Below are 23,665 nucleotides of genomic sequence, written 5' to 3'. Positions count from 1 at the left end.
ATACTTTCCTCACTTTTTCATTTTCTTTTCCTCTTACAATATAAAAGGTTAGTGTCCTCGTCAACACTAACCGATTAACTCTTCCACAGATGAAGTAGTTCGTTTTTCGGTAAAATAAGCATAAAGCAATTCGTTTTCGTCTAATGTATAATGCTCTTTATATTTACCATGAACGATAATCGAGTGCTTATACCCTCTCCGAAACTTTGTGAAAATCGTGTATAATCGATCCTCAGTTCGCACTTCAATTGGAGCAATCTTTTCAATATCTCGCTTGTTTCCATAATAACGTTCTAGTAAAAAACGCATAAACGCATAGCGCCGTTGCTTCCATTCTTGATATAAAGAAATAGCTAAAAACAGAAGCAGCACCCACATCATAATACTATTACTATTCCAAAACAGTTGCCAACCTAATATTACACTAAAAAAAACACATGATATTTTCATCATTTTCTCATGCGCTTGTAAATAAGGAAATTGATGTGATAAAACATTAAACAATACTTTTCCACCATCTAGTGGCCAAATTGGTAGTAAATTAAACCCTAGAATCATTAAATTGTTCCATACAAAGAAATGATAAAGTTCCTCACTAAACCATCCTGCCCTAGCCAAAGCATAAGCTAGCCCAATCATCCATACATGTTGAATAGGTCCTGCTATTACAACGATTAATTCTTCCTTTAACGGCTTATTCCCATGTTCCTCAAGCTCTGCCACCCCGCCAAACGGCAAAAGTTGTATTTGCTTGATTCTCCATTTATAATGAGCAGCTGCGAAGGCGTGCCCAAGCTCATGAATCAAAACGATACAAAATAAAAGTAGTAATTCTTTAAAACGCGCCGTAAAAATCCCAATAGCTATAATTCCCCAAAACAGTGGATGCACTGTAATTTTTGACAATACTTCACTATATTTATTCAAATGAAATCACCTGAATCGGATCGATAAATTTTTCATTCTTTTTAATTGCAAAATAGAACTTGCCATTCTTGTTATCCGCATTGGTCCCAACTGTTCCAACCTTTTGTTTCTTTTCAACATAATCATATAATTTTACAGATGCCTCACCTAAATTTCCATACCATGATTCCGTACCATCTGCATGCTGGATCTCAACTATATTCCCAAACCCCTCTTTCTTACCAGCGAAAATAACAACCCCTTCATTTACCGATTCAACAGTTGTATTCGCGGCTGTTTGTACAAATACACCTTGGCCATCTTTTTGAAAACTTTGCATAACTTTCCCTGAAGCCGGAACTGCATAATCTTTTTGCTGTATGCCTTGCTTCTTTTCATTTGCAGGTAGAAAAGCGAGCGGTTTTCCAAATTGATTTTCGTACCACTTGGATACAGTAGCAAACTGAAATTCCTCTTGCATAACTTGTTTTACAACCGTTCTTGCTCCATCAAAAGAAGCTGGTGCATTTTTAAATAAAATGGCTACCGAGAGAACGAGAATCGCCGCTAATAAAAATTTAAATAAAAATACTTCCTTTCGAAAAAGAGGATGCACCTCTTTTTCACCTTCTTCAATGAACATCGTTTCTCCATCAAAGTTTCCTTCAGAAAAATACTGTTCTTCCTCGAGTCTCTCTTGTTCTTCTTTTCTCTTTGCAATCCGTTTTTTAATCTCTTCTACACGTCTATTCTTCATCCTGTCCCCTTCCTTTTGCCACCTCTTCTTGCAAGAGGCAAGTAAAGTGAAACTATCTTCCCTACTGATTATTTCCCCCGCAAATAGCAGGGAAAATAAAAGTTCTCTATTTTCCAAACTTTATACAGTTTGTACATATGTATGAACCCTAAGAGGAAGATATTCATGAGAATAAAAAAGAAAGCACCTCGCATACATGCGAAGTGCTTTTAACGAATTCCAAAGAAATTTTTCATCTTTGTAAAAACAGATACTTTTTCTTGCCCAAACGCTTGTAAAGGGACAGATTCACCTAGCAAACGTCTTGCAATATTCCGATAAGCTAATGATGCTTTTCCATTCGGCTGCAATGCTACAGGTTCACCTGTATTTGTAGCACGAATAACTTCATCATCATCCTCGACAACTCCGAGCAACTCAATCGAAAGTGTACGTACAATTTCATCTACATCTAGCATATCTTGCTCATGTAGCATATGGCTACGCACACGGTTAATAACAAGTTTTGGTGGTTCGATATCTTCTTTTTCTAAAAGCCCAATAATACGGTCTGCATCACGCATAGAAGATACTTCAGGCGTCGTTACAACAATCGCTTTGTCCGCACCTGCCACCGCGTTTTTGAATCCCTGCTCAATACCAGCAGGACAATCAATTAATATGTAATCATAATCATAATCTTGACGTAATAGTTGTATTAACTCATCCATTTGTTCAGGTGTTACCGCTGACTTATCGCTCGTTTGTGCTGCAGGTAATAAATAAAGTTCATCAAAGCGCTTATCTTTTATAAGAGCCTGAGGTAAACGACAACGACCTTCGACGACATCAACAAGATCAAATACAATACGATTTTCTAGCCCCATTACTACGTCTAAGTTTCTTAGACCAATATCCGTATCAATTAAACATACTTTTTTCCCGGATAATGCTAAGGCTGTACCAATGTTTGCAGACGTTGTAGTCTTTCCTACCCCGCCTTTTCCAGATGTAATTACTATTGCCTCTCCCACAGCTATACAATTCCCCTTTCTAACTTTGTTAAATTAGGTCTAAGATGAGTGAGAAGTTGCAGGCGATCGACAACAATGTGATTGTTCTCATCAATATACGCACATTCCGCCGCCTCTGCTCCGTCTTCTTTCTCTTCCGGAGCCCGCATTGTCACATCACTAATTCGAAGTTGCATTGGATTCATAACAGATGCTGCAATGACAGCATCTGTATCCCCATAATATCCAGCATGCGCAATTCCTCGTAATGATCCAACGACAAAAATATTTCCCCCAGCGATAACCGTTCCGCCTGGATTGACATCTCCAATTAACAATAGATTTCCTTTTACATGCAATACTTGACCTGAGCGAACAATTTTGGAAACAGGGACAATTTCTGTTTCTTCTTTCCACGCTATTGCTTCAGCTTTTGTTATGACATCACTCTCAATGGAATCCACAACAAGATTTTTTTTATTACGAATCAAAGTGCGAATTTCTTCTTGCTGTACATCTGTCAAATAGCGATTACCAACTTTAACATGTACTTCGATTAATGAACGTCCATCACCATCGTAATAGTGAGTGGAAAGCTTTTCGTCCAGTTCTTGCAGTAATTCAGAGAATGAACAGCAATCATCTAAATGTAATGTCAGTCCATCTTTTGTCCCTTTTATCGTTATATTTTGTTGCTTTTTTTCTTCCACTAAAGTTCACCCCAACGATTCAATTCGACATAAAATTAGAAAATCCTTTTTTCTTTTTCTTCCATCGCTTTTGAAAGACGCACAAGATATCGTCTCAGTGGGAAACAAACTAGTAATAAGAAAATGCCATTTAACAATAAAGTAGCAAGGAGACGATCTGAGAAAAAGATATGCGCCGGTACATGAATACGTCCTAGTAGCGTTAAAAATCCATATACATAATACTCTAATGCTGCAATTCCCGTTAATACGATAAAAGAAACAATAAATAAATTCAATTGCAATACTCTCATCGTACTATACACAAGATACGCCAAAATTGGATAAGCAAATATATATACACCAACAAGTTCTGTATATACAGTATCAAATAAAAAACCAAATAATAGCCCATAGTAAATACCTTGTAAAGGACTAAAATAAACGGTAATAAAACATAGCACAATCATAAAGAAATGCGGAGCTGCAATACTGTCTTTCCAAAACAATGCTGTTGGAACTACAGTAGAAAACATATTTTCGAATAAAAACACAAAAAGAAGCAGCAGAGGAAGAATTGCTCTTTTCAAAATAGCCATATCTTCTCCCCCTTACTGTTCTAACGCTGCTGAGGGCATAACTCTTTTTGTAACCATAATATGGTCTACATCATTTAAATCCGCAGCAGGTTTTACGTAAGCTGTTTGTGTTAATCCATATTCATCTGGTGCAACATCTACAATTTTCCCAATTACTAACCCTTTCGGGAAAATATCACTTAATCCTGATGTTACAACCGTTTGATCTTTTTCTACTTTTACATCAGATGGAATCTTTGTGAAAACAAGAGATTGTTTTTCCTTGTCGTATCCTTCAATCAATCCAAAAATACGCTCTTGCCCTTCTACTACAGCAGAAATACGATTTGTTCGATTCAGTGAACTCAATAATTCTACAGTTGATGTAAATTGAGACACACTTTTCACTCGTCCGACTAACCCTTTTGAAGTCATAACAGCCATATCCTTCTGGATTCCTTGCTGTGCACCTCTATCAATTCCGATTAAGTCATACCACTTGTCCGGATTGCGTGCAATCACTGTAGCTTGGATTGGCTTATAGTCACGAAGAGAATCTTTTTTATCAATCGTTTCACGAAGCTTCGCATTATCTTTTTCCAAATCTTTTACTTTCACGGATAATTCCGCATACTTATCTAATTTTTCTTTTAATGTTTTATTTTCTTCATACGTGCGCTTTACATCTTCTACGTTCTCAAAGAACCCGGCAACATAATTCGCTGGCTTTTGGAATACACGTTCTACAACACCGACAGTATCTTTTACAAACTGCTCTGGCCATGTTAGATTTTTCCGTTCTTTCAGTGAGATTCCAATCAATGCCACGAGAAGAATAATACTAACTAGCAAAACAATTAATCTTTTGTTTAAGAAAAACTGTGGCACGTTCACACCCTCTTAATTTCATTGATTTTTATTTTGGAATATTATCGAGCAGTTTTGAAAAGGTCGATATTATCTAAAGCTTTACCTGTTCCAATTGCTACACAGTCAAGTGGATTTTCTGCAACAAGAACTGGCATTTTCGTTTCTTCACTAATTACTTTGTCCAAGTTGCGAAGTAATGCACCGCCTCCTGTTAATACAATTCCACGGTCCATAATATCCGCTGCTAATTCAGGTGGCGTTTTTTCTAATGTGTTTTTCACTGATTCTACAATTGCATCTACTGTATCTTTTAACGCATCTGCAATCTCTTCTGGCTTGATTAATACTGTTTTTGGTAAACCACTTACTAAATCACGGCCACGAATTTCCATTGGCTCAATACCTTCTGGCTCGCCTGCAGAACCGATTTCTAATTTTAATGCTTCTGCTGTTCTTTCACCGATCATTAAGTTGTAGCTTTTCTTAATGTATTGAATGATTGAATCGTCCATATCATCACCAGCAACACGAACAGATTGACTTGTTACAATCCCGCCTAAAGAAATGATCGCAACTTCTGTTGTTCCGCCGCCAATATCAACAACCATACTACCAGTTGGTTCCCAAACAGGTAAGTTTGCACCGATTGCTGCTGCAAATGGTTCTTCAATTGGATATGCATCACGCGCACCTGCTTGGCGAGTTGCATCGATTACTGCACGTCTTTCTACAGCAGTAATACCAGATGGCACACATACCATTACATATGGCTTACGAGAGAAAAATCCATTTGATTTTTGCGCTTGTTGAATATAGTATTTCATCATTGTCGCTGTTGTTTCATAATCAGCGATTACACCATCTTTCATAGGGCGAAGAGCCACTACGTTTCCTGGTGTACGACCAATCATTTGTTTTGCATCGCTACCAACTGCAACGATTTGTTTCGAATCAGTTTGCAATGCTACAACTGAAGGTTCACGTAAAACTACACCTTTTCCTTTCACGTATACAAGCGTGTTTGCTGTTCCTAAATCAATTCCAAGATCACGAGTAAAACCACCAAATCCAAACATATCATCTATCTTCCTTTCTCATTTTCACGGACTCATTTTCTTACTTTATATTTATAATAAAACAGTACGTTTTTATATTTTCTATCCTTTATTGTAAGCGAATGCCTACAAAAAACTCATAAATCACATTATAAAACAAAATAGGTAAAAAGAATAGTCTTAAATATGACCTTTTTCTTTTAAACTCACGAATTTATGGTCGCCTATAATAATGTGATCAAGGACTTCAATCCCAATGACCCTTCCACATTCTACCAATCGTTTTGTCACTTCAATATCTTCCCGACTCGGCGTAGGATCTCCTGAAGGGTGGTTATGCAGACATATAATAGAGGCTGCTGCGCGACGAAACGCTTCTTTGAAAACCTCGCGAGGATGCACAATTGAGGCATTTAAACTCCCAATAAACACAGTCTGCCGATGCATAACTTGATTTTTCGTATTCAAGTATAAACAGACAAAGTGCTCTTGTTGTAAAAAACGCATCTCTTCCATCATATAACTAGCGCAATCTTCTGGACTCCGAATACTATATCGATTTTGGTACTCTAAACGCACCATCCTTCTCCCTAGTTCAAAAGCAGCGATTAACTGAGAGGCCTTTGCTATTCCTACACCATGAATACTCGTCATCTCTTCTATTGTAGCATCTTTTAACATTCGTAATCCGTCAAAATGATATAAAATTTGATCCGCTAATGTTAGAACTGATTCTTCTTTAGAACCAGTTCTAAGTAGCACTGCGAGAAGTTCCCGATTCGATAAACTGCTTGCTCCTTCTACTAATAAACGCTCCCGTGGTTGTTCTTCTTTCAAAACATCACGAATACCGTTCATATTTTCACTCCTTTTTCAATTTTTCGCAAAGAAAACCCCATGCAATTTTACGCATGGGATGCATCATTATCGAACTGTTTTAATTCACGAACAAGTCGTGCAATTGGTAATCCCACTACACTGTAGTAATCTCCCTGAATATGTTGAACAAAGATAGAACCTTTTCCTTGAATACCGTAACTTCCAGCCTTATCAAGTGGTTCTTTCGTCGCAATATACGCATCAACCTCTTCTTCTGTTAACTCCCAAAACGTAACTTCTGTACGTTCGTAGAAAGTTACTGTTTTTTCTTTTGAAATGAGCGCAACGCCTGTATATACTTCATGTGTTTTTCCTGATAATAGTTGCAGTATTTCTTTCGCTTCCGCTTCATCTTTAGGCTTTCCAAGAATACGCGATTCATATGTAACAATTGTATCTGCACCTAATACCACACTATCTTCGTGATTTTCTACTACAGCAGACGCTTTTTGCAAAGCAAGTGACATCACAATATCAGCGGGCGATGAATACGCACCGATTGTTTCTTCTATTTCACTCACAACAATTTCAAATGGTACACCCGCTAGTTCAAGTAATTCCTTCCGGCGCGGTGACCCAGATGCTAAAATAAGTTTTTTCATATATGCTCCTTTCTTACATAAAGCAGAAAAATATAGCTTGATCGTATCAAACAAATACCTTTCCTACAAATTGCAAAAACATCATTTTCTTTTTAAGAAATGATGTTTTCTCACTATAAGGTGAAAACATTTCTATAGCTATATAATTCAAAAGAAAAGAAAGAAGTATGCATACTTCTTTCCTCTTATTCCATTATCCTACTCTTTGGCTTTTTGCGAAACCACTTTTTCATAAGAAAGCAAACCATCAATGATAACTTGATTCAATTTAGCTACTGCTTCTTTATCAGTCTTTCCTTCTTTTATTGTTTGCACAGCTACTGATGCATACGTATATATTTTTTTTACATCCTCACGCTTAATTGATTTCCCCTCTTTTTCAATTGCCTTCCATTCCTTTTCAATCGCTTCTATTTCTTTTGAATTACTTTTACTTCCAGGTTGTATACTAGTCGCGTATTTTACAAAATGGACGTATAAGAGTTGTAACTTACTTAACAATGGACCAGATTCTTTATCGCTTTTCAGCAATGCCCGATCTGTAATTTCCCATTTCTTTTTCAAAACTGATACGCCGTCTTTCTTATATTGTCCGATTAATTTATCTAACGATTGCTCATCACTAGCAATTCCAACTACAAGTGAATACTTATCATCAGTCGGTTTAATCGCTGCTATGCCCCCATTGTCTTTCCATTCCTGAGTAGCTGCCTGTCCTTTTTCTTCAGAAGAATAGAGACCTCCCTGAACGAAATATAAAGTGATTGGTTCTAAAGCAGCTGCATTCCCCACCTTTTGTTTTTCTTCTTTTTTCTCCCCAGCTGTTACTTCTTTTTGCTCTGCTCCATTATTCTTTTCTCCACTTGTTATCGTAGCTTCCCGAACTGTACCTTGTCCCGTTAACAAGTGAAGCATTCCCATCCCTAACACTGTGCCAATGATAACCGCAGTAGCAACTGTAAAAATAAGCACATTATTCCATTTCTTTCGGTGCTGCCGGATAGATGGTAACTTGTTTTTTTGAAAGGGCACTACATTTTGCGACGTTTCACTATCAACTACCATCCAATCAAATTCTTCCTTTTCTTTCTGCTTTTCTTCATACTTTGCTTCCGTTCCGTTTACTTTAACCGAGATTGTTCGTGATTGCTTGTCCATACCCTCACACCTCACCTCTTATCATTGTCCGCATCATATCATATTCACTTCACAAAAAAACGAGATATCTGTCGGAGGGATTCGTCAAATTTTCCCATATAGTTATCTTATCCCGCATTAATAGGCAGTAATATCCCCCACCTCAAAATTGCGGATAAAAATTATGAAGGTTGCTAGGGGATAAACTGCCCCTAAAAGCCCGATTGGTGAAGGCTAACCATCAGTGGGAAATAAAAAAACCTCCACTGATGGAAGTTTCACTTTATATGTATGTATTTGACTTCATTTGTAGAACAAAAAACTAGGGCAGCAAGTTGCTGTCCTAGTTTTTTTCACGAATGTATTTTCTAACTTCTGAAATAAAGTAAAGAGAGCCTGTTATGATGAAAACATCATTTTCTTGGAGGTTGTTCATTTTCGCATCAATAGCTTCTTTCCAATTCTCAAAAACTTGTTTTGTTTCCTTACGTGAGTAAGCTGCAAGCTCCTCAGCAGAAATCGCACGATCAAATGTGAATGTTGTAAAAGTCATTTCATCTGCAATTGTTTCTAATTGCCCTACCATATTGTCTAGCTGTTTATCACCTAAAGCGGTAAATAAAACAAGGATGTTTTTATCGTTATAATGAGCCTTTACTGTTTTCACAAGGCTTGCAATTCCTTCTGGATTATGAGCGCCATCTATAATTACGTCCGGATTGCTTTGCAGTCGTTCAAATCGGCCAATCCAATATGCTTCACTTAATCCTACGCCAATATGCTCTTCCTCCATTAAGAATGATAGGTATGTTTTAAGATACATAATCCCCATCAACGCCAATGCTGCATTTCCGACTTGATGACTTCCTTTCATCGAAATCTGAACTTCCTCAAATGAAGCAAACGGGCAAGAAAAATCAAAATGCTCTCCATCTTCATCGGAACGTTGATGAACAGCTGTAAATTGCTTTCCAAACTCATAAAGATTTGCATTCTTTTCCTGAGCAACCTTTTGGATAGCCTCAAGTGCTTCTTCATCCTGCACACCAGTAATAACAGGAACTCCTGATTTAATAATTCCTGCTTTTTCGTACGCAATTTCAGCTAATGTATTCCCTAAAATATGCATATGATCATGGCCGATATTTGTAATCATTGTAAGAACTGGATGAACTACATTTGTAGAATCAAAACGACCTCCAAGCCCTGTTTCAAACAAGACGATGTCACAGAAGTTTATTTTACCAAAATAGCAGATTGCCATTACTGTAATAATTTCAAACTCCGTTGCTTCTCCTAAATCTGTTTCATCTAATTTTTCAACAACCGGTTTTACCATATTTACAAGCTCAGTAATTTCTTTATCTGCAATCGGTGTACCGTTAACACTAATTCGCTCATTAAATGTTTCAATGTATGGAGACGTAAATGTACCAACTTTATATTTTCCCGCCTCTAGCATATAACGCATATATGTTAAAGTTGAACCTTTTCCATTTGTTCCTGCAAGATGAACGCATTTTATGTGACGTTCAGGATTTCCAAGCTCCCCTAGCATCCACTGCATTCTCTCTAATCCTGGTTTAATTCCAAACTTTAATCGGCTATGAATCCAATCTATCGCTTCTTCGTATGTATGTACCACGCTTGCCATTCCCCTTTCAAATCAATAAAAAAGAACTAAAACAAAGAATTATTCTAGCTCTATTATACGCAAATAAAAGAGACTCACCAATATGGCGAGTCTCTTTCGAATGACTTTATTTTTGAAGATCAGCTAGACGTTGACGAACTGCTTCGCGTTTTTCTAGATAATCTTGCTCTTTTGCACGCTCTCCTTCAATAACTGCCGCTGGTGCTTTTGCTACGAAACCTTGGTTTGCAAGTTTCTTCTGTACACGTTCTACTTCTTTATCGAACTTCTCAAGTTCTTTTTCAAGACGCGCTTTCTCTTCATCAAGATTGATAAGATCAGCTAACGGTAAGAATAACTCTGCACCTGATACGATTGCAGTCATCGCTTTTTCTGGCGCTTGTAAATCAGTCTTAATTGTTAATTCACTTGGATTACAGAAACGCTCAATGTAAGAGCTGTTTTTCATAAGCTGTGCTAGTACTGCTTCGTCTTTTGCTTTAATTTGCATTTGAACTTTTTTGCTCATTGGCGTATTTACTTCAGCACGAATGTTTCGAACAGAGCGAATGATATCAACTAGAAGGTGCATTTCTGCTGCCGCTTCTTTATCTTGTAAATCTTCGCGAATTGTCGGCCATGCTGCTACTGTAATAGATTCACCTTCATGCGGTAAGTGTTGCCAAATCTTCTCTGTTACGAATGGCATGAATGGGTGTAGTAGACGCATCGTTTGGTCTAGTACGTATGCTAGAATTGAACGAGTTGTTTTCTTAGCCACTTCATCTTCACCATATAATGGAAGTTTCGCCATTTCAATATACCAATCACAGAAATCATCCCAAATGAAGTTGTATAATGAACGGCCAGCTTCACCGAACTCATATTTATCCATGTTACGTGTTACACTTTCAATCGTTTCATTTAAGCGGGTTAAAATCCACTTATCTGCAACTGATTTTTCACCAGTTAAATCGATATCTTCATATTTCATGTCATCCATGTTCATTAATACGAAACGGGATGCATTCCAAATTTTATTAATGAAGTTCCAAGTAGATTCTACTTTCTCCATGCTGAAGCGTAAATCTTGTCCTGGTGCACTTCCTGTTGATAAGAAGAAGCGCATTGCATCTGCACCGTACTTATCAATAACATCCATTGGATCAATACCGTTACCAAGAGATTTACTCATTTTACGTCCTTGCTCATCACGAACTAAACCGTGAATTAATACGTCTTTAAATGGGCGCTCTCCTGTAAACTCTAAACCTTGGAAAATCATACGAGATACCCAGAAGAAGATGATATCATAACCAGTTACTAGAGCATCTGTTGAATAGTAACGTTTGAAGTCTTCTGCATCTTCATTCGGCCAACCAAGTGTTGAGAATGGCCATAACGCTGAGCTAAACCATGTATCAAGTACGTCGTTATCTTGATTCCAGTTTTCAATATCTGCTGGTGCTTCCGTACCTACGTATACTTCACCAGTTTCTTTATGATACCAAGCTGGAATGCGGTGTCCCCACCATAATTGACGAGAAATACACCAGTCGTGAATGTTTTCCATCCAGCGTAAGTATGTGTTCTCGAAACGCTCTGGTACGAACGTTACTTTTTCTTCTTCTTTTTGTTGAAGTTCTACTGCCTTTTCTGCAAGTGGTCCCATTTTTACGAACCATTGTGTTGATAAGTAAGGCTCAACAACTGCACCGCTACGCTCACTATGTCCTACTGAATGCATATGAGGCTCGATTTCTACTAATACGCCAGCATCTTGTAAGTCTTTTACTAACTCTTTACGGCATTCGAAACGATCCATACCGTTATACTTACCAGCTTTTTCGTTCATCGTTCCATCTTCGTTCATTACTAAAATACGAGGTAAGTCATGTCGGTTACCTACTTCAAAGTCATTCGGATCATGAGCTGGTGTAATTTTCACAACGCCTGTTCCGAAATCTTTTTCTACGTACTCATCAGCAATAATCGGAATTTCACGGCCTACGATTGGAAGTGTAACTGTTTTTCCGATTAAATGCTTGTAACGATCATCTTCTGGATGAACTGCTACTGCTGTATCGCCAAGCATTGTTTCTGGACGAGTTGTCGCAAGTCGAATGTGACCAGATCCATCTGTCAATGGGTAGTTCATATGGTAGAATGCACCTTGAATCTCTTTATGAATTACTTCAATATCAGAAAGAGCTGTGCGTGTTGCTGGATCCCAGTTAATAATATATTCACCGCGGTAAATTAAACCTTTTTCGTATAATTGAACGAATACTTTATTAACCGCATCAGATAAACCTTCGTCTAATGTAAAGCGCTCACGAGAGTAATCTAATCCTAAACCAACTTTTCCCCATTGCTGACGAATGTGAGAAGCATATTCTTCTTTCCATTCCCATGCTTTCTCAAGGAATTTCTCACGGCCAAGATCGTAACGTGAAATACCTTCTTCACGAAGTTTTCCTTCTACTTTTGCCTGTGTTGCGATACCAGCATGGTCCATTCCTGGAAGCCATAATACATCGTAACCTTGCATACGCTTTGTACGCGTCAAAATATCTTGAAGCGTCGTATCCCAAGCGTGCCCTAAGTGCAGTTTACCTGTTACGTTTGGAGGCGGGATTACAATTGTATACGGCTGCTTTTCCGCATCTCCTTTTGCTTCGAAATATTTGCCGTCTAGCCACCATTTATAAAGGCCTTCTTCAACGGACATATGATCATATTTAGTCGGTAAATTCTTTTCCGTATTTGACATTATTTTCCCTCCTTAAAATAAAAAATGCCCCTCATCCAAAAAGGACGAGGGACATCGTGGTACCACCTTTATTTACAAACAAATTCAAAATTTGCTTATACTCTTAATTTGATAACGGACAGATCCGTCTTTTCCTAATGAGAATGACTCCGTTCAGAAAAGATGCTCCAGAGCTACCTTCTAACATGACTATCTAGAGAATCTCACAGCTAATAATTCTCCTCTCTGCAGACGTTTAATGTTATACTCTTCCCCTTCAACGCATTTATATAATTGTTATTTATTATATACAATAGTGTAAAAAACGAAACCATATTCGTCAAGATAAAAATATTTTTCAGCAAGTTTCTACAATTAATAAATTCTATTTTGATAAAAACAACATACAATTACCAATCAGCTTAACTAAATTCCCTGTAATATATACACGGAAAATGAAGGTATGCAGCACAAGCACCTTAGGTACTTACCCCGCATACTGTAATATTACCCTTTCATCTTTTAAGGTTCATGTGCAGCAATAGCCTTTCTATACGGAGGAATGATTATGCGACGATACCGACGCACCTACAATTTTTCGGCCCCTTCATGGGTTAGAAATTTACAAACGATGTTTGCTGATTTTGCAATTCCCCTTACGATTTTCCAAGGGATTCGTACATTACTACTTCCAACTTTCTTAGATTTCATCATCCTTATCATCTTTGTTGTAGCAACGATTCGCTTGCATTTTCAGCCGTAGCCTCAAGGACACTTGAGACTACGGCTGTTACTCATTCCCTTGCTGCGCTGCTTGAAATTGTGAAATAAAATACTCTATATTACTTACAAGCCAATGCGCTTGTTGTAACATTTTCACACCTTGAAGTTCTTGCTTTTCACTACGGCTCTGCTGTTTGCTTGTATAAGATTGGATTTGTCGAATAAATGGGGACGGATATGTTAGATACGCAAACATAAGGAGTTGTTCTTCTTTCGTAAACGGAAAATTCTTTTGATACACCTGATACCATTCAAAGCGATCGCTTCTCGTAATTGGATATGTGTTCAATGAGCGGGAATAAAAGCGAACAAGATCTTGAACTGGTGTTGCAAATTGAGACCTTTCTAAACTAATAAAATAACCATTTCGTTCATAATCGAATAAAAAATGATTCATCGATACATTGCCATGAATAAAAGAAACTCGTGTTTTTTCTTTTTCTTTCATCGCTTCATTCCACTCCGAAAGCTGTTTCGTTGCAAATTCACGCGCCCTCATCACATGATGAAAATACGTACAATACTGCAATTCAAACGGTGACATATACCATTTCGCCTCAGATTCTACGAGGAATTGCTCTAAGAATTCTCCATCTTTCTCCCAACGATCAGAGACATTTGTATAATGCTCCTCTAACGCTTCTTCAGTATACGTTTCTTCTTTTACCGTCCTTTGATGAAGCAGCGCTAGCGTCTGAAACATTTTATGATATTGATCATTGTCCTCTCCGTTCCCTTCTGCTCGCTCAAGCCAAGGCATTAAATAATAACTATATGTTTCGTCACTCAAAATATGATTTCCATCTGTCGCATGGTAAATCGGTACATAATGTGTAAATCCCTTTTCACGTAAAAATTGAACATAATACATTAAATTATTTCGCTTCAATCGATGAGATGGTAATTTTTTCAATGCATATGGACCTTGATTCGTATAAATTTTTATTACACTCCCATGCTCTTCCATATGGTGGGCATCCAATTGATACCGCTGTACGATCGGCGCATAACGATCTCGCAATTCTATATCCATACGAATAATCCTTTCTCATTCAAAAACGTAAGATGAACTATGGTAAAAGAAAAGAGATGAGTGGAGAAAATTCTCCACTCACTTTGTCTTTGCTTTTGACACAGGTATATATATAATTTGCCCTGCAGTTAAATATACATCATCTGTTTGATTCACACGATGTAAATGCTGGACCGACGTTTCATATCGATCCGCAACCGATTCAATTGTATCCCCTTCTTGCACAAAATACATACGTAATTTCGTAAATTCTTCTTCCGGCTCTTTCGTAAACAATTTTGTTAAATATAATGCATTTTCATCCCGTTGTGAGTATGCCGTTTCTGCTTCTTCCTGTAATTCCTTTTCCTTCTTTTTCTGAAAATCCTTCCGGCCAAAGAATTCAAACTGTGGTGTAGTTTCTTTTGCTTCCTCTTCTCGTTCTTCCTCTTCATGTTCTTCTAGATCTTCTACCTCTTCTTCTAATTCTTGTTCTTTGCGCTCCTCTAATTGGAAAGGCTCAAATGCATAATCTTCCCATCCGTTTGATTCTGTATGAACTGTTACTTCTTCCACTTCTACCGGCAATGTATCCTCATCCACCAGTTTTATTTCCTCGGTTCTATCAACTTCCACATTCTCTATCTCTTCCTCTTGCACTTCATTCTGTATTCTCTCATCCTCGCATAATCCAGATATCGATATGTCCGCTAATAGCTGTAAACAACCATTTTCCTTTAATTCATAATCGAATTCCTCAATGGAAACATACAATTCTTCAACTTGTTTCACTCGGTTTCGTGGAATCGAAATTTCTAACGGAAAAGAGTGCACAAGTTCGTTTACACCATCTTCTCGCGTTTCTACATAATCAATGGATTTCGCTGGAGATAAATCTCGTAATGAAAACGCAGAATCATCTTGCCTTGCAACATATTCTCCCGTTAAATCCAATTGACCTCTCACAATTACTTCGTATTCAAGCTCTTCTATCTCAACGTCTGGATCTAACGAAATTGACAAAAGTTCTTCGACTTCCTGTCCTTTTTGGAACCAAACCGATTCTTTTAATGAAAAACGTAATGAATGATCTGTTGCCACTTCTTTTCCCCCTCCCAAACTGTATGTCATTACAGGTTTATGTGTCTCGGAATCATTTTATGAGTAAAAAATCGAACTGCACATGTGATCTTCCTATTCATTTTTCATATATCGACGCTTTTTAAAATATATCGGCATTCCGACAATATGCGACATGATCTCTAGTCATTAATAAAAAAGGTTGCCAGGACGATCCCGGCAACCTTTTTATTTACGCTTTTAATTTCGACATCGCAATTTCTGCCGCTGCAATTGTCGCTTCAATATCTGCATCACTATGTGCTGTTGATAAGAATAATCCTTCAAATTGAGAAGGTGGTAAGAATACACCTTGCTCTACCATTTCACGATAGTAAGCTGCGAAGAACTCTAAGTTAGACGTTTTTGCTGCATCGTAGTTAATAACTGGTTCATTCGTGAAGAATATACCTATCATTGAACCTGCGCGGTTTATATGATGCGGAATACCGTGTTTTTCAGCCGCTTTACGCAGGCCATTTTCTAACATTTCAGCTTTACGCTCAAACTCTTGATAACACTCTGGCGTTAATTGTACTAATGTTTCATAACCTGCAGTCATTGCTAAAGGATTACCAGATAATGTACCTGCTTGGTAAATCGGTCCGCTCGGTGCAACTTGGCGCATAATTTCCGCTTTACCACCGTATGCTCCTACTGGTAGGCCGCCACCGATTACTTTTCCTAAACAAGTTAAATCAGGTGTTACACCGTAATAACCTTGTCCACAGTTGTAAGCAACGCGGAATCCTGTCATCACTTCATCAAAAATAAGCAATGCACCATTTTGCTCTGTCACTTCACGAAGTCCTTCTAAAAATCCTTGTTGTGGTGGAACTACTCCCATATTTCCTGCCACTGGCTCTACGATAACACAAGCAATATCGTCACCGAATTGCTCGAACGCATATTTTACACTCTCCAAATCGTTATACGCTACTGTAATCGTATTTTTCGCTACACCTTCAGGTACACCTGGGCTATCTGGTAAACCAAGCGTCGCAACACCTGAACCTGCTTTAATTAATAGCGAATCACCATGACCATGGTAACAACCAATAAATTTCAAAATTTTATTACGACCTGTATAACCACGTGCTAGACGAAGGGCACTCATCGTCGCTTCTGTTCCTGAATTTACCATACGTACAATTTCAATCGATGGCACACGCTCAATTACAAGCTGCGCTAATTTATTTTCAATCTCTGTTGGCGCACCAAAGCTCGTTCCTTTTTCAGCAACAGCTTTTAATGATTCCACAACACGTTCATTTGCATGTCCGTGAATAAGCGGTCCCCATGATAATACGTAGTCGATATATTCGTTCCCGTCAATATCATACACTTTAGAGCCTTTTCCGCGCTCCATAAAAAGCGGATTCATACCAACGGACTTAAATGCACGAACTGGGCTATTTACGCCGCCAGGCATTAAATCTTGCGCTGTTTCAAACGCTTCAATCGATTTATCAAACTTTTTCATTATTGTATTCCTCCTTCTTGTAACCATCGTGCTGCGTCTTTCGCATGATACGTAATAATTAAATCTGCTCCTGCACGTTTCATGCTCAATAGTTTCTCAAGTACAATCTCTTTTTCATTAATCCAACCATTTTGCGCTGCCGCTTTAATCATTGAGTATTCTCCGCTCACATTATAAGCCACGATTGGTAAATTGAAATTGTTTTTCACATCGCGAATGATATCTAAGTAAGAAAGGGCCGGTTTTACAATTAAGAAATCCGCTCCTTCCATTACATCTGATTCAGCCTCACGGAATGCTTCCATACGGTTTGCTGGATCCATTTGATACGTTTTACGATCACCAAATTGCGGTGCACCGTGCGCAGCATCGCGGAATGGACCGTAAAATGCAGACGAGTATTTCACAGCGTATGACATAACCGGTACGTGTGCAAAACCGTTCTCATCTAACGCATGGCGAATCGCCGTTACAAATCCATCCATCATGTTAGATGGTGCGATAATATCTGCTCCTGCTTTTGCTTGGCTCACTGCTGTTTTTGCAAGAACTTCAAGTGATTCATCATTTAAAATGATTCCATCCTCAATAACCCCGCAATGCCCATGGCTTGTATATTGGCATAAACATGTATCCGCCACTACTACTAACTCTGGAAACTGCTCTTTAATTTGTTTGATCGCACGTTGTACAATGCCGTGTTCACAAAATGCAGAAGATCCAACTTCATCTTTTTCAGCAGGCAAACCAAATACGATAACAGAACGAATACCTAAATCTACCACTTCTTGCATTTCAGCTTGCAGAAGATCTAAAGAAATTTGATATACATCCGGCATAGAAGGAACTTCGTTACGAACATTCTCTCCTTCTAATACAAAAATAGGATAAATAAAATCTTCTGTATGTAAAAATGTTTCACGTACAAGCGCACGCATATTTTTGCTTTGTCTTAAACGACGATGACGATTAAATTGTAAAGAATTCATAGATTTCTATCTCCCATTCTTTTTATTTAGACTATGCATTTTGATTATATTTTGAAATGCACTGTATTAATGCTTCTACTGTATATTCTTTTGGAACGATTACACCAGCAAAATAACGCCTTGCCTCTTGCTCTGTTATCGGTCCTATACAAGCAATTGTACATTTTTTTGTCCATTCTCTCCAGTTTGTGCCCTCAAGTAATTTCACAAAGCTTGTAACAGTAGAGGGACTCGTAAATGTAACAACATCTACCTTACCTAACTCTAGAGCTGCGATAAGGTCTAGCTGCTTCTCATGATTTGTTTTCGTTTCATACACGACAAATTCTTCTAAAAACACATCAAGATCGCGGAGTTTATTTGGAATAATATCTCTAGCTAAATTCCCTTTTGGAAATAAAATGCGTTCTGTCCCGTTTAACTCTCTTACAAATTCTAAAATGAAAGCTTCCGCGACAAAAGTCTTTGGGACAAAATGAACCTCATAACCCCGCTTTTCTAATTCTTGTCCTGTTTTCACCCCTACTGCAGCAATGCGAACAGTAGGGGGTATTTCCTGACACAAACCATCTAAAAAAAAACTCACACCATTTTTACTCGTAAAAATAACCCAGTCATATGTGTGAAGCTGCTGAGATATACCTTGAAATTCCTGCTGAGATACACCTTCTATATGCAAAAGCGGAATTTCCAATGGAATTCCGCCCTGTTTTTTCACCGCTACACTCATTTGTTTTGCTTGATGCTGGGCACGCGTAATCAGTACTGTTTTGCCAGCAAGAGCATCCATGATTAATGTTGCTCCTTATTCGCAGCAAGAATGAGCTCTTTTGCTCCTTGCTTAATTAAACGATCCGCTGCCTCTAAGCCAACTTGCTCTGGATTCACACCTGTGACAATTTCTTTTAACAAGACTGAACCATCCATAGAACCGACAAGAGCTGTTAATTCAATTTCATCATTCTTCTGAAGCGTTGCATAACCAGCGATCGGTACTTGGCAACCACCTTCAAGTTTATGAAGGAATACTCGTTCAGCCGCTACTGTTCGTTCTGTTACAGCATCATTCATATGTGATAATAATTGCAATAGATCTGCATCATCCTCACGACATTCAATCGCTAAGGCACCTTGTCCTACAGCTGGTACACATAATGTTTCATCTAAGTGTTCTGTAATTACATCATCATCCCAGCCCATTCTCTGCAATCCAGCCGTTGCTAAAATGATTGCATCATAATCTTCTTCTTTTAATTTACGTAATCTCGTATCAATATTTCCACGAATCCACTTCACTTGTAAATCTGGTCTAGCAGCGAGTAACTGCGCACTACGTCGTAGACTACTCGTACCAAGAATTGCACCTTCTGCTAAGTCCTCAAATGATTCCCCGTTTTTTGAGATGAACGCATCACGCGGATCGACACGCTTTGGTATACACCCAATTGTTAATCCATCTGGAAGTACAGCTGGCATATCCTTCATACTATGTACAGCCATATCGATTTCTTTCATAAGTAGTGCGTGTTCAATTTCTTTTACAAACAAGCCTTTCCCACCTACTTTAGAAAGCGTCACATCTAAAATAACATCACCTTTTGTAACAATTTCTTTCACTTCAAATTCATATGGTAAACCAAGCGCTTTTAATTGATCAATAAACCAATTTGTTTGTGTTAATGCTAGCTTACTCTTTCTTGAACCTACAATAATTTTGCGCATAATGTTCTCTCCTCATTATAAATACCAAAAGTGGAAGTTGGATAAACTGCTTAATAGAAAAATATTGATTAACATAACGAGAAAGGCTCCAATGTTCCAGTTTATAATTTTCTTACCTTGCAATATATCTGACCCTCGTAAATATAGACCCATGCAATAGACAAACAAAACAACAAAAGACCCGATTACTTTCGTGTCATACCAATGGAAATTATCTAGTTTTGTATATCCCCATATACATCCAAGCAAAATAGCTAATAGGAAAAACGGAACAGAAAATAAATTTAATCCATATGACATCGACTCAAGCTTCGGTAAGTTTCCTAACCTTCTTAATCTTGCATTCCATTTTTTTTGTTTTAATAATCGATATTGCAACAAGTACATAATGGAAAAAATAAACGATACTGTAAACGCCGCATAGGAAATAATCGCCATTCCTACATGCACGTATACAAGCTCTGAAACTAATTGATGTGCGAGTACAGGCGACATTTTTCCGAGCGGAGTGAAAATAGAAAAAGCGCTTACGCCAAAAGCAATGACATTTGTAAAAAAGACTAAAAAGTCAATGCGCATAAATCGATTGATTACGAGTGACATTGTAATTAATAGCCACACATAAAAATAAATCCCTGACAATAATGTCAAAATCGGATTCGTCTCTGATTCCGTAGCTCGAAGTAACATAAAAATAGACTGTAATACCCATACAATCGCAAGTAACCAAAAAGCAATTCGATTCGCCTTTCGGTTACTTTGGAAATAATCTATAAAATATAAACTAATGCTACAAGCATATAAAATAATTGCGATATGATAAATAATACTATTATTTAAAAAAACCATCCGATCATCCTTCCAGTTATAAAGATGGAACGGATGCTGTCCACACTCGTTTATGCTCTGGTTCTTCAATATGTTCCATGGCCGCTTCTTGCACTTCTAAATCAAAAATTTTCGCAAATAAAGCGAGCTTTTCCGTAGCTCCCTCTTCGGCCGCTAACTCTTTCGCTACTAAAATTGGATCCTTTAGCAGTTGATTGATAATACTTTTCGTATGCTTACTAATCACTTTTCTTTCACGATCACTAAGCGTTGGAATTTTTCGTTCAAGACTTTGCATCGTATCACCTTGAATCGCTAATGCTTTATCACGTAAAGCTGATATTAAAGGAACAACGCCAAGCGTATTTAACCAAGCTTTAAATATAACGATTTCCTCTTCAATCATAAGCTGAATTTTTTCCGCCTCTTTCAAACGTTCAGCACGATTGGCTTCTACTACACCTTGTAAATCATCAATATCGTACAAGAAAGAACCTTCTAGCTCATCGATTGTCGGATCAATATCACGCGGCACTGCAATATCTACCATAAATAATGGACGACCACAGCGTATACGCTCCACTCTTGTCATCATTTCTTTCGTAATCACGTAATCTGAAGCACCAGTTGAACTAATTAAAATATCCGCTTCTAAAAGCGCACACTGCAATTCACTTAACGGTTTTGCATGCCCCATATATTTCTCGGCCATTGTTTCCGCTTTCGTAAACGTACGGTTCATAACGGTCACTTTACGAGCTCCGCTTCCATATAAGTTTTGCAGGGCAAGTTCACCCATCTTTCCAGCGCCAAGAATCAAAACATGACAGTCTGTTAAATCGCCGAAAATTTTCTTTCCAAGTTCAACAGCAGCATAGCTAACAGACATGGCACTTTCACCAATTGTTGTTTCTGAATGCGCACGCTTTGCTAACGTAATGACTTGTTTGAACAATTCATTAAAAATTGTCCCTGTTGCTTTCACTTTTTGCGCCTCTAAGAAGCTATTTCGAATTTGTCCTAAGATTTGTGTTTCACCCACTACCATAGAATCTAATCCGCACGTTACACGGAATAAATGTTCCACGGCACCATCTTGTTCAAAAATAGACAAATATGGTGAAACCTCTTCTATACCAAGCTGAAACCAATCAGCTAAAAATTTCTTAATGTAATATCGTCCCGTGTGTAATTGATCGACGACAGCATAGATTTCTGTGCGGTTACACGTTGATACAATGACATTTTCTAACACGCTCTTTTGATTTTGTAACGTTGTCATTGCCTGCTCTAACTCCGCTGCCTGAAATGTTAGTTTCTCACGAAATTCTACAGGGGCTGTTCGATAATTTACACCAACAACAAGAATATGCACGCAGCATGTCCCCCTTCAACCGTTTTATCACCTTATCTACTATCATAATACAACTTTCCTGTTATGAATCTGACAATCGTGTGAACATCAACAAATTATTTTTTCTGCTTTTCACACCTAGCAGGAAATACATTACTCATCTGACTATATAAATGCAAATTGAAAAAACGACATAAAACCTAATCTTTAGGTGGGAGAGAGCACCCAGCCACGCATAGAAGCGGTCAGATCCTCTCCCTGCCCCATGCCAAGTTAAAACAAAGAGAGAAAACGAGTACATGTCACCTTTTGTTCTTCATAACAGCGACTTATATGTTAGAAAATCAAAATGTATATATACCTTACTTTATAATCATTATAAAATAATAACTCTATTTGTACGTTACCAAAAAAATCTATCAGAATCAAGTGATGGAAACTATTCCATACGAATTGAAATACTCTCTTTCTCTATCTTCTTTCATCATACAGAAAAATATGTATGATTGTTCCAAAATGTAACAACTTCTTTCATGTGACACATTACTCAAAATTTTTTCGTTGCAATGTATTTGACATCTCATTTCTTTTTCGTTATATTTATTTTACAAAATTTAATTGTGCACAATTAAAAAGGAGGGATGCTCATGAAAGATAATCCTTTGCATCTTGATAATCAGCTTTGCTTTTCTATTTATGCTTGCTCTAGGGAAGTAACACGCTTTTATCGACCTTATTTAGAAGAAATGGGTATTACGTATCCACAGTACATTACATTATTAGTACTTTGGGAGCAAGATGGATTAACTGTAAAAGAAATTGGTGAACGTCTATTTTTAGATTCCGGCACTTTAACCCCTATGTTAAAACGCATGGAAACATTAGGATTAGTTAAACGTGTTCGTTCTAAGGAAGATGAACGCAAGGTGTGCATTGAACTAACAGAACAAGGACACGCTTTAAAAGAAAAAGCATGTTCATTGCCAAAAACCATTGCTACCAATTTAGGAATTACAGAGCAAGAATACCGATCATTATTAGTTCAATTAAATAAATTAATTGAAACCATGAAACCAATAAATGATAGAAAAGGGGAATAAGGATGGAAAAATTATACACAGCAACTGTAACTGCAACAGGTGGAAGAAACGGGAAAGTTGTTTCTGAAGACGGCATTCTAAACCTTGATGTGAAGATGCCAAAAGCATTAGGCGGTATGGGCGGCGAAGCAACGAACCCAGAACAATTATTTGCAGCTGGTTATGCAGCATGCTTTGATAGTGCATTACAACTTGTTATTCGTACAAAACGTGTAAAAGTAGAAAGTACAGAAGTGACAGCTCATATTTCAATTGGGAAAGATACGGACGGTGGTTTTGGATTATCTGCTGTACTTGATGTACGTGTAGCTGGCGTTTCTCATGCTGAAGCACGAGAGCTTGTAGAAGCTGCACATGGCGTATGTCCATATTCAAAAGCGACTAGAGGAAATATTGAGGTTACATTAAACGTACTATAAGTAAAC

23 protein-coding genes and 1 other annotated feature are annotated in these 23,665 nt (G+C 37.8%); of the genes, 3 read left to right on the top strand and 20 right to left on the bottom strand.

Going from position 1 to position 23,665, the window contains the following annotated elements; translation table 11 throughout:
- Positions 1 to 66: 66 nt before the first annotated feature.
- The 12 genes from C568_RS0112490 to C568_RS0112435 form a co-directional block, all read right to left on the bottom strand.
- A complete protein-coding gene (locus C568_RS0112490; protein WP_018781684.1) occupies positions 67 to 927 on the bottom strand; it encodes a M50 family metallopeptidase in 861 nt (286 codons plus the stop codon).
- Positions 920 to 1,663 (bottom strand): M23 family metallopeptidase, encoded by a 744-nt coding sequence (locus tag C568_RS0112485; protein ID WP_006096065.1) that lies wholly within the window; start codon positions 1,661 to 1,663, stop codon positions 920 to 922. The genes C568_RS0112490 and C568_RS0112485 overlap by 8 nt, the downstream gene beginning before the upstream one ends.
- Positions 1,664 to 1,872: 209 nt before the next feature.
- A complete protein-coding gene (gene minD, locus C568_RS0112480; RefSeq protein ID WP_003200838.1) occupies positions 1,873 to 2,676 on the bottom strand; it encodes a septum site-determining protein MinD in 804 nt (267 codons plus the stop codon).
- Between the two features lie 2 nt (positions 2,677 to 2,678).
- Complete coding sequence (minC, locus tag C568_RS0112475; protein WP_003200837.1) at positions 2,679 to 3,365, bottom strand: septum site-determining protein MinC; 687 nt, start codon at positions 3,363 to 3,365, stop codon at positions 2,679 to 2,681.
- Positions 3,366 to 3,400: 35 nt separating this feature from the next.
- Positions 3,401 to 3,943, bottom strand: coding sequence for a rod shape-determining protein MreD (gene mreD / locus C568_RS0112470; RefSeq protein ID WP_003200835.1), 543 nt, complete (start codon positions 3,941 to 3,943; stop codon positions 3,401 to 3,403).
- 12 nt (positions 3,944 to 3,955) lie between these two features.
- Positions 3,956 to 4,810: a rod shape-determining protein MreC gene (gene mreC / locus C568_RS0112465; protein WP_018764385.1), complete on the bottom strand. Its 855-nt coding sequence runs from the start codon at positions 4,808 to 4,810 to the stop codon at positions 3,956 to 3,958.
- Positions 4,811 to 4,851: 41 nt separating this feature from the next.
- The gene (gene mreB / locus C568_RS0112460; protein ID WP_003200832.1) at positions 4,852 to 5,868 is read right to left on the bottom strand and encodes a cell shape-determining protein MreB; all 1,017 of its coding nucleotides are present in this window, start codon (positions 5,866 to 5,868) and stop codon (positions 4,852 to 4,854) included.
- A 159-nt stretch (positions 5,869 to 6,027) separates the two neighbouring features.
- Positions 6,028 to 6,705, bottom strand: coding sequence for a RadC family protein (gene radC, locus C568_RS0112455; RefSeq protein WP_018781683.1), 678 nt, complete (start codon positions 6,703 to 6,705; stop codon positions 6,028 to 6,030).
- Positions 6,706 to 6,752: 47 nt separating this feature from the next.
- On the bottom strand, positions 6,753 to 7,328 hold the full coding sequence (locus C568_RS0112450) for a Maf family protein (RefSeq protein ID WP_003208628.1): 576 nt from the start codon (positions 7,326 to 7,328) through the stop codon (positions 6,753 to 6,755).
- 198 nt (positions 7,329 to 7,526) lie between these two features.
- A complete protein-coding gene (locus C568_RS0112445) occupies positions 7,527 to 8,486 on the bottom strand; it encodes a hypothetical protein (protein WP_006096067.1) in 960 nt (319 codons plus the stop codon).
- 322 nt (positions 8,487 to 8,808) lie between these two features.
- Entirely contained in the window at positions 8,809 to 10,110 is a 1,302-nt protein-coding gene (locus C568_RS0112440; protein ID WP_018781681.1) for a bifunctional folylpolyglutamate synthase/dihydrofolate synthase, read from the bottom strand.
- A 115-nt stretch (positions 10,111 to 10,225) separates the two neighbouring features.
- Positions 10,226 to 12,871, bottom strand: coding sequence for a valine--tRNA ligase (locus C568_RS0112435; protein ID WP_018781680.1), 2,646 nt, complete (start codon positions 12,869 to 12,871; stop codon positions 10,226 to 10,228).
- 37 nt (positions 12,872 to 12,908) lie between these two features.
- Positions 12,909 to 13,140: a binding site (T-box leader), on the bottom strand.
- 278 nt (positions 13,141 to 13,418) lie between these two features.
- On the opposite strand from C568_RS0112435, the gene C568_RS0112430 reads away from it, so the two are divergent.
- Entirely contained in the window at positions 13,419 to 13,613 is a 195-nt protein-coding gene (locus C568_RS0112430; RefSeq protein ID WP_018764391.1) for a hypothetical protein, read from the top strand.
- Between the two features lie 27 nt (positions 13,614 to 13,640).
- Here C568_RS0112430 and ysxE read toward each other — a convergent pair whose 3' ends face one another.
- From ysxE to hemA, 8 genes are all read right to left on the bottom strand, one after another.
- Entirely contained in the window at positions 13,641 to 14,666 is a 1,026-nt protein-coding gene (ysxE, locus tag C568_RS0112425; protein ID WP_018781679.1) for a spore coat protein YsxE, read from the bottom strand.
- A 78-nt stretch (positions 14,667 to 14,744) separates the two neighbouring features.
- Positions 14,745 to 15,776, bottom strand: a complete 1,032-nt coding sequence (spoVID, locus tag C568_RS0112420) for a stage VI sporulation protein D (RefSeq protein ID WP_080740069.1) — start codon at positions 15,774 to 15,776, stop codon at positions 14,745 to 14,747.
- A gap of 181 nt (positions 15,777 to 15,957) precedes the next feature.
- A complete protein-coding gene (gene hemL, locus C568_RS0112415) occupies positions 15,958 to 17,247 on the bottom strand; it encodes a glutamate-1-semialdehyde 2,1-aminomutase (protein WP_003200815.1) in 1,290 nt (429 codons plus the stop codon).
- Complete coding sequence (gene hemB / locus C568_RS0112410) at positions 17,247 to 18,236, bottom strand: porphobilinogen synthase (protein ID WP_006096072.1); 990 nt, start codon at positions 18,234 to 18,236, stop codon at positions 17,247 to 17,249. The genes hemL and hemB overlap by 1 nt, the downstream gene beginning before the upstream one ends.
- Positions 18,237 to 18,267: 31 nt before the next feature.
- A complete protein-coding gene (gene hemD, locus C568_RS0112405; protein WP_018781678.1) occupies positions 18,268 to 19,026 on the bottom strand; it encodes a uroporphyrinogen-III synthase in 759 nt (252 codons plus the stop codon).
- Positions 19,027 to 19,028: 2 nt separating this feature from the next.
- Positions 19,029 to 19,958 (bottom strand): hydroxymethylbilane synthase, encoded by a 930-nt coding sequence (gene hemC, locus C568_RS0112400; protein WP_003200809.1) that lies wholly within the window; start codon positions 19,956 to 19,958, stop codon positions 19,029 to 19,031.
- 15 nt (positions 19,959 to 19,973) lie between these two features.
- Positions 19,974 to 20,807 carry a cytochrome c biogenesis protein gene (locus C568_RS0112395; protein WP_018781677.1) on the bottom strand — a complete coding sequence of 278 codons (834 nt, stop codon included), beginning with the start codon at positions 20,805 to 20,807 and terminating at the stop codon, positions 19,974 to 19,976.
- A gap of 16 nt (positions 20,808 to 20,823) precedes the next feature.
- A complete protein-coding gene (gene hemA / locus C568_RS0112390; protein WP_018781676.1) occupies positions 20,824 to 22,161 on the bottom strand; it encodes a glutamyl-tRNA reductase in 1,338 nt (445 codons plus the stop codon).
- Between the two features lie 626 nt (positions 22,162 to 22,787).
- Between hemA and C568_RS0112385 the strand changes: the two genes are divergently transcribed.
- Entirely contained in the window at positions 22,788 to 23,240 is a 453-nt protein-coding gene (locus C568_RS0112385) for a MarR family winged helix-turn-helix transcriptional regulator (RefSeq protein WP_016116496.1), read from the top strand.
- Between the two features lie 2 nt (positions 23,241 to 23,242).
- Positions 23,243 to 23,659, top strand: a complete 417-nt coding sequence (locus C568_RS0112380) for an organic hydroperoxide resistance protein (protein WP_003200800.1) — start codon at positions 23,243 to 23,245, stop codon at positions 23,657 to 23,659.
- The last annotated feature ends 6 nt before the right edge of the window (positions 23,660 to 23,665 follow it).

This window comes from Bacillus sp. 95MFCvi2.1 (genome assembly GCF_000374965.1).
In the GTDB taxonomy this organism is placed as follows: Bacteria; Bacillota; Bacilli; order Bacillales; family Bacillaceae_G; genus Bacillus_A; species Bacillus_A pseudomycoides.
Note: the sequence above shows the minus strand (reverse complement) of the source record. Positions and strands in the feature narration are given on the sequence as shown.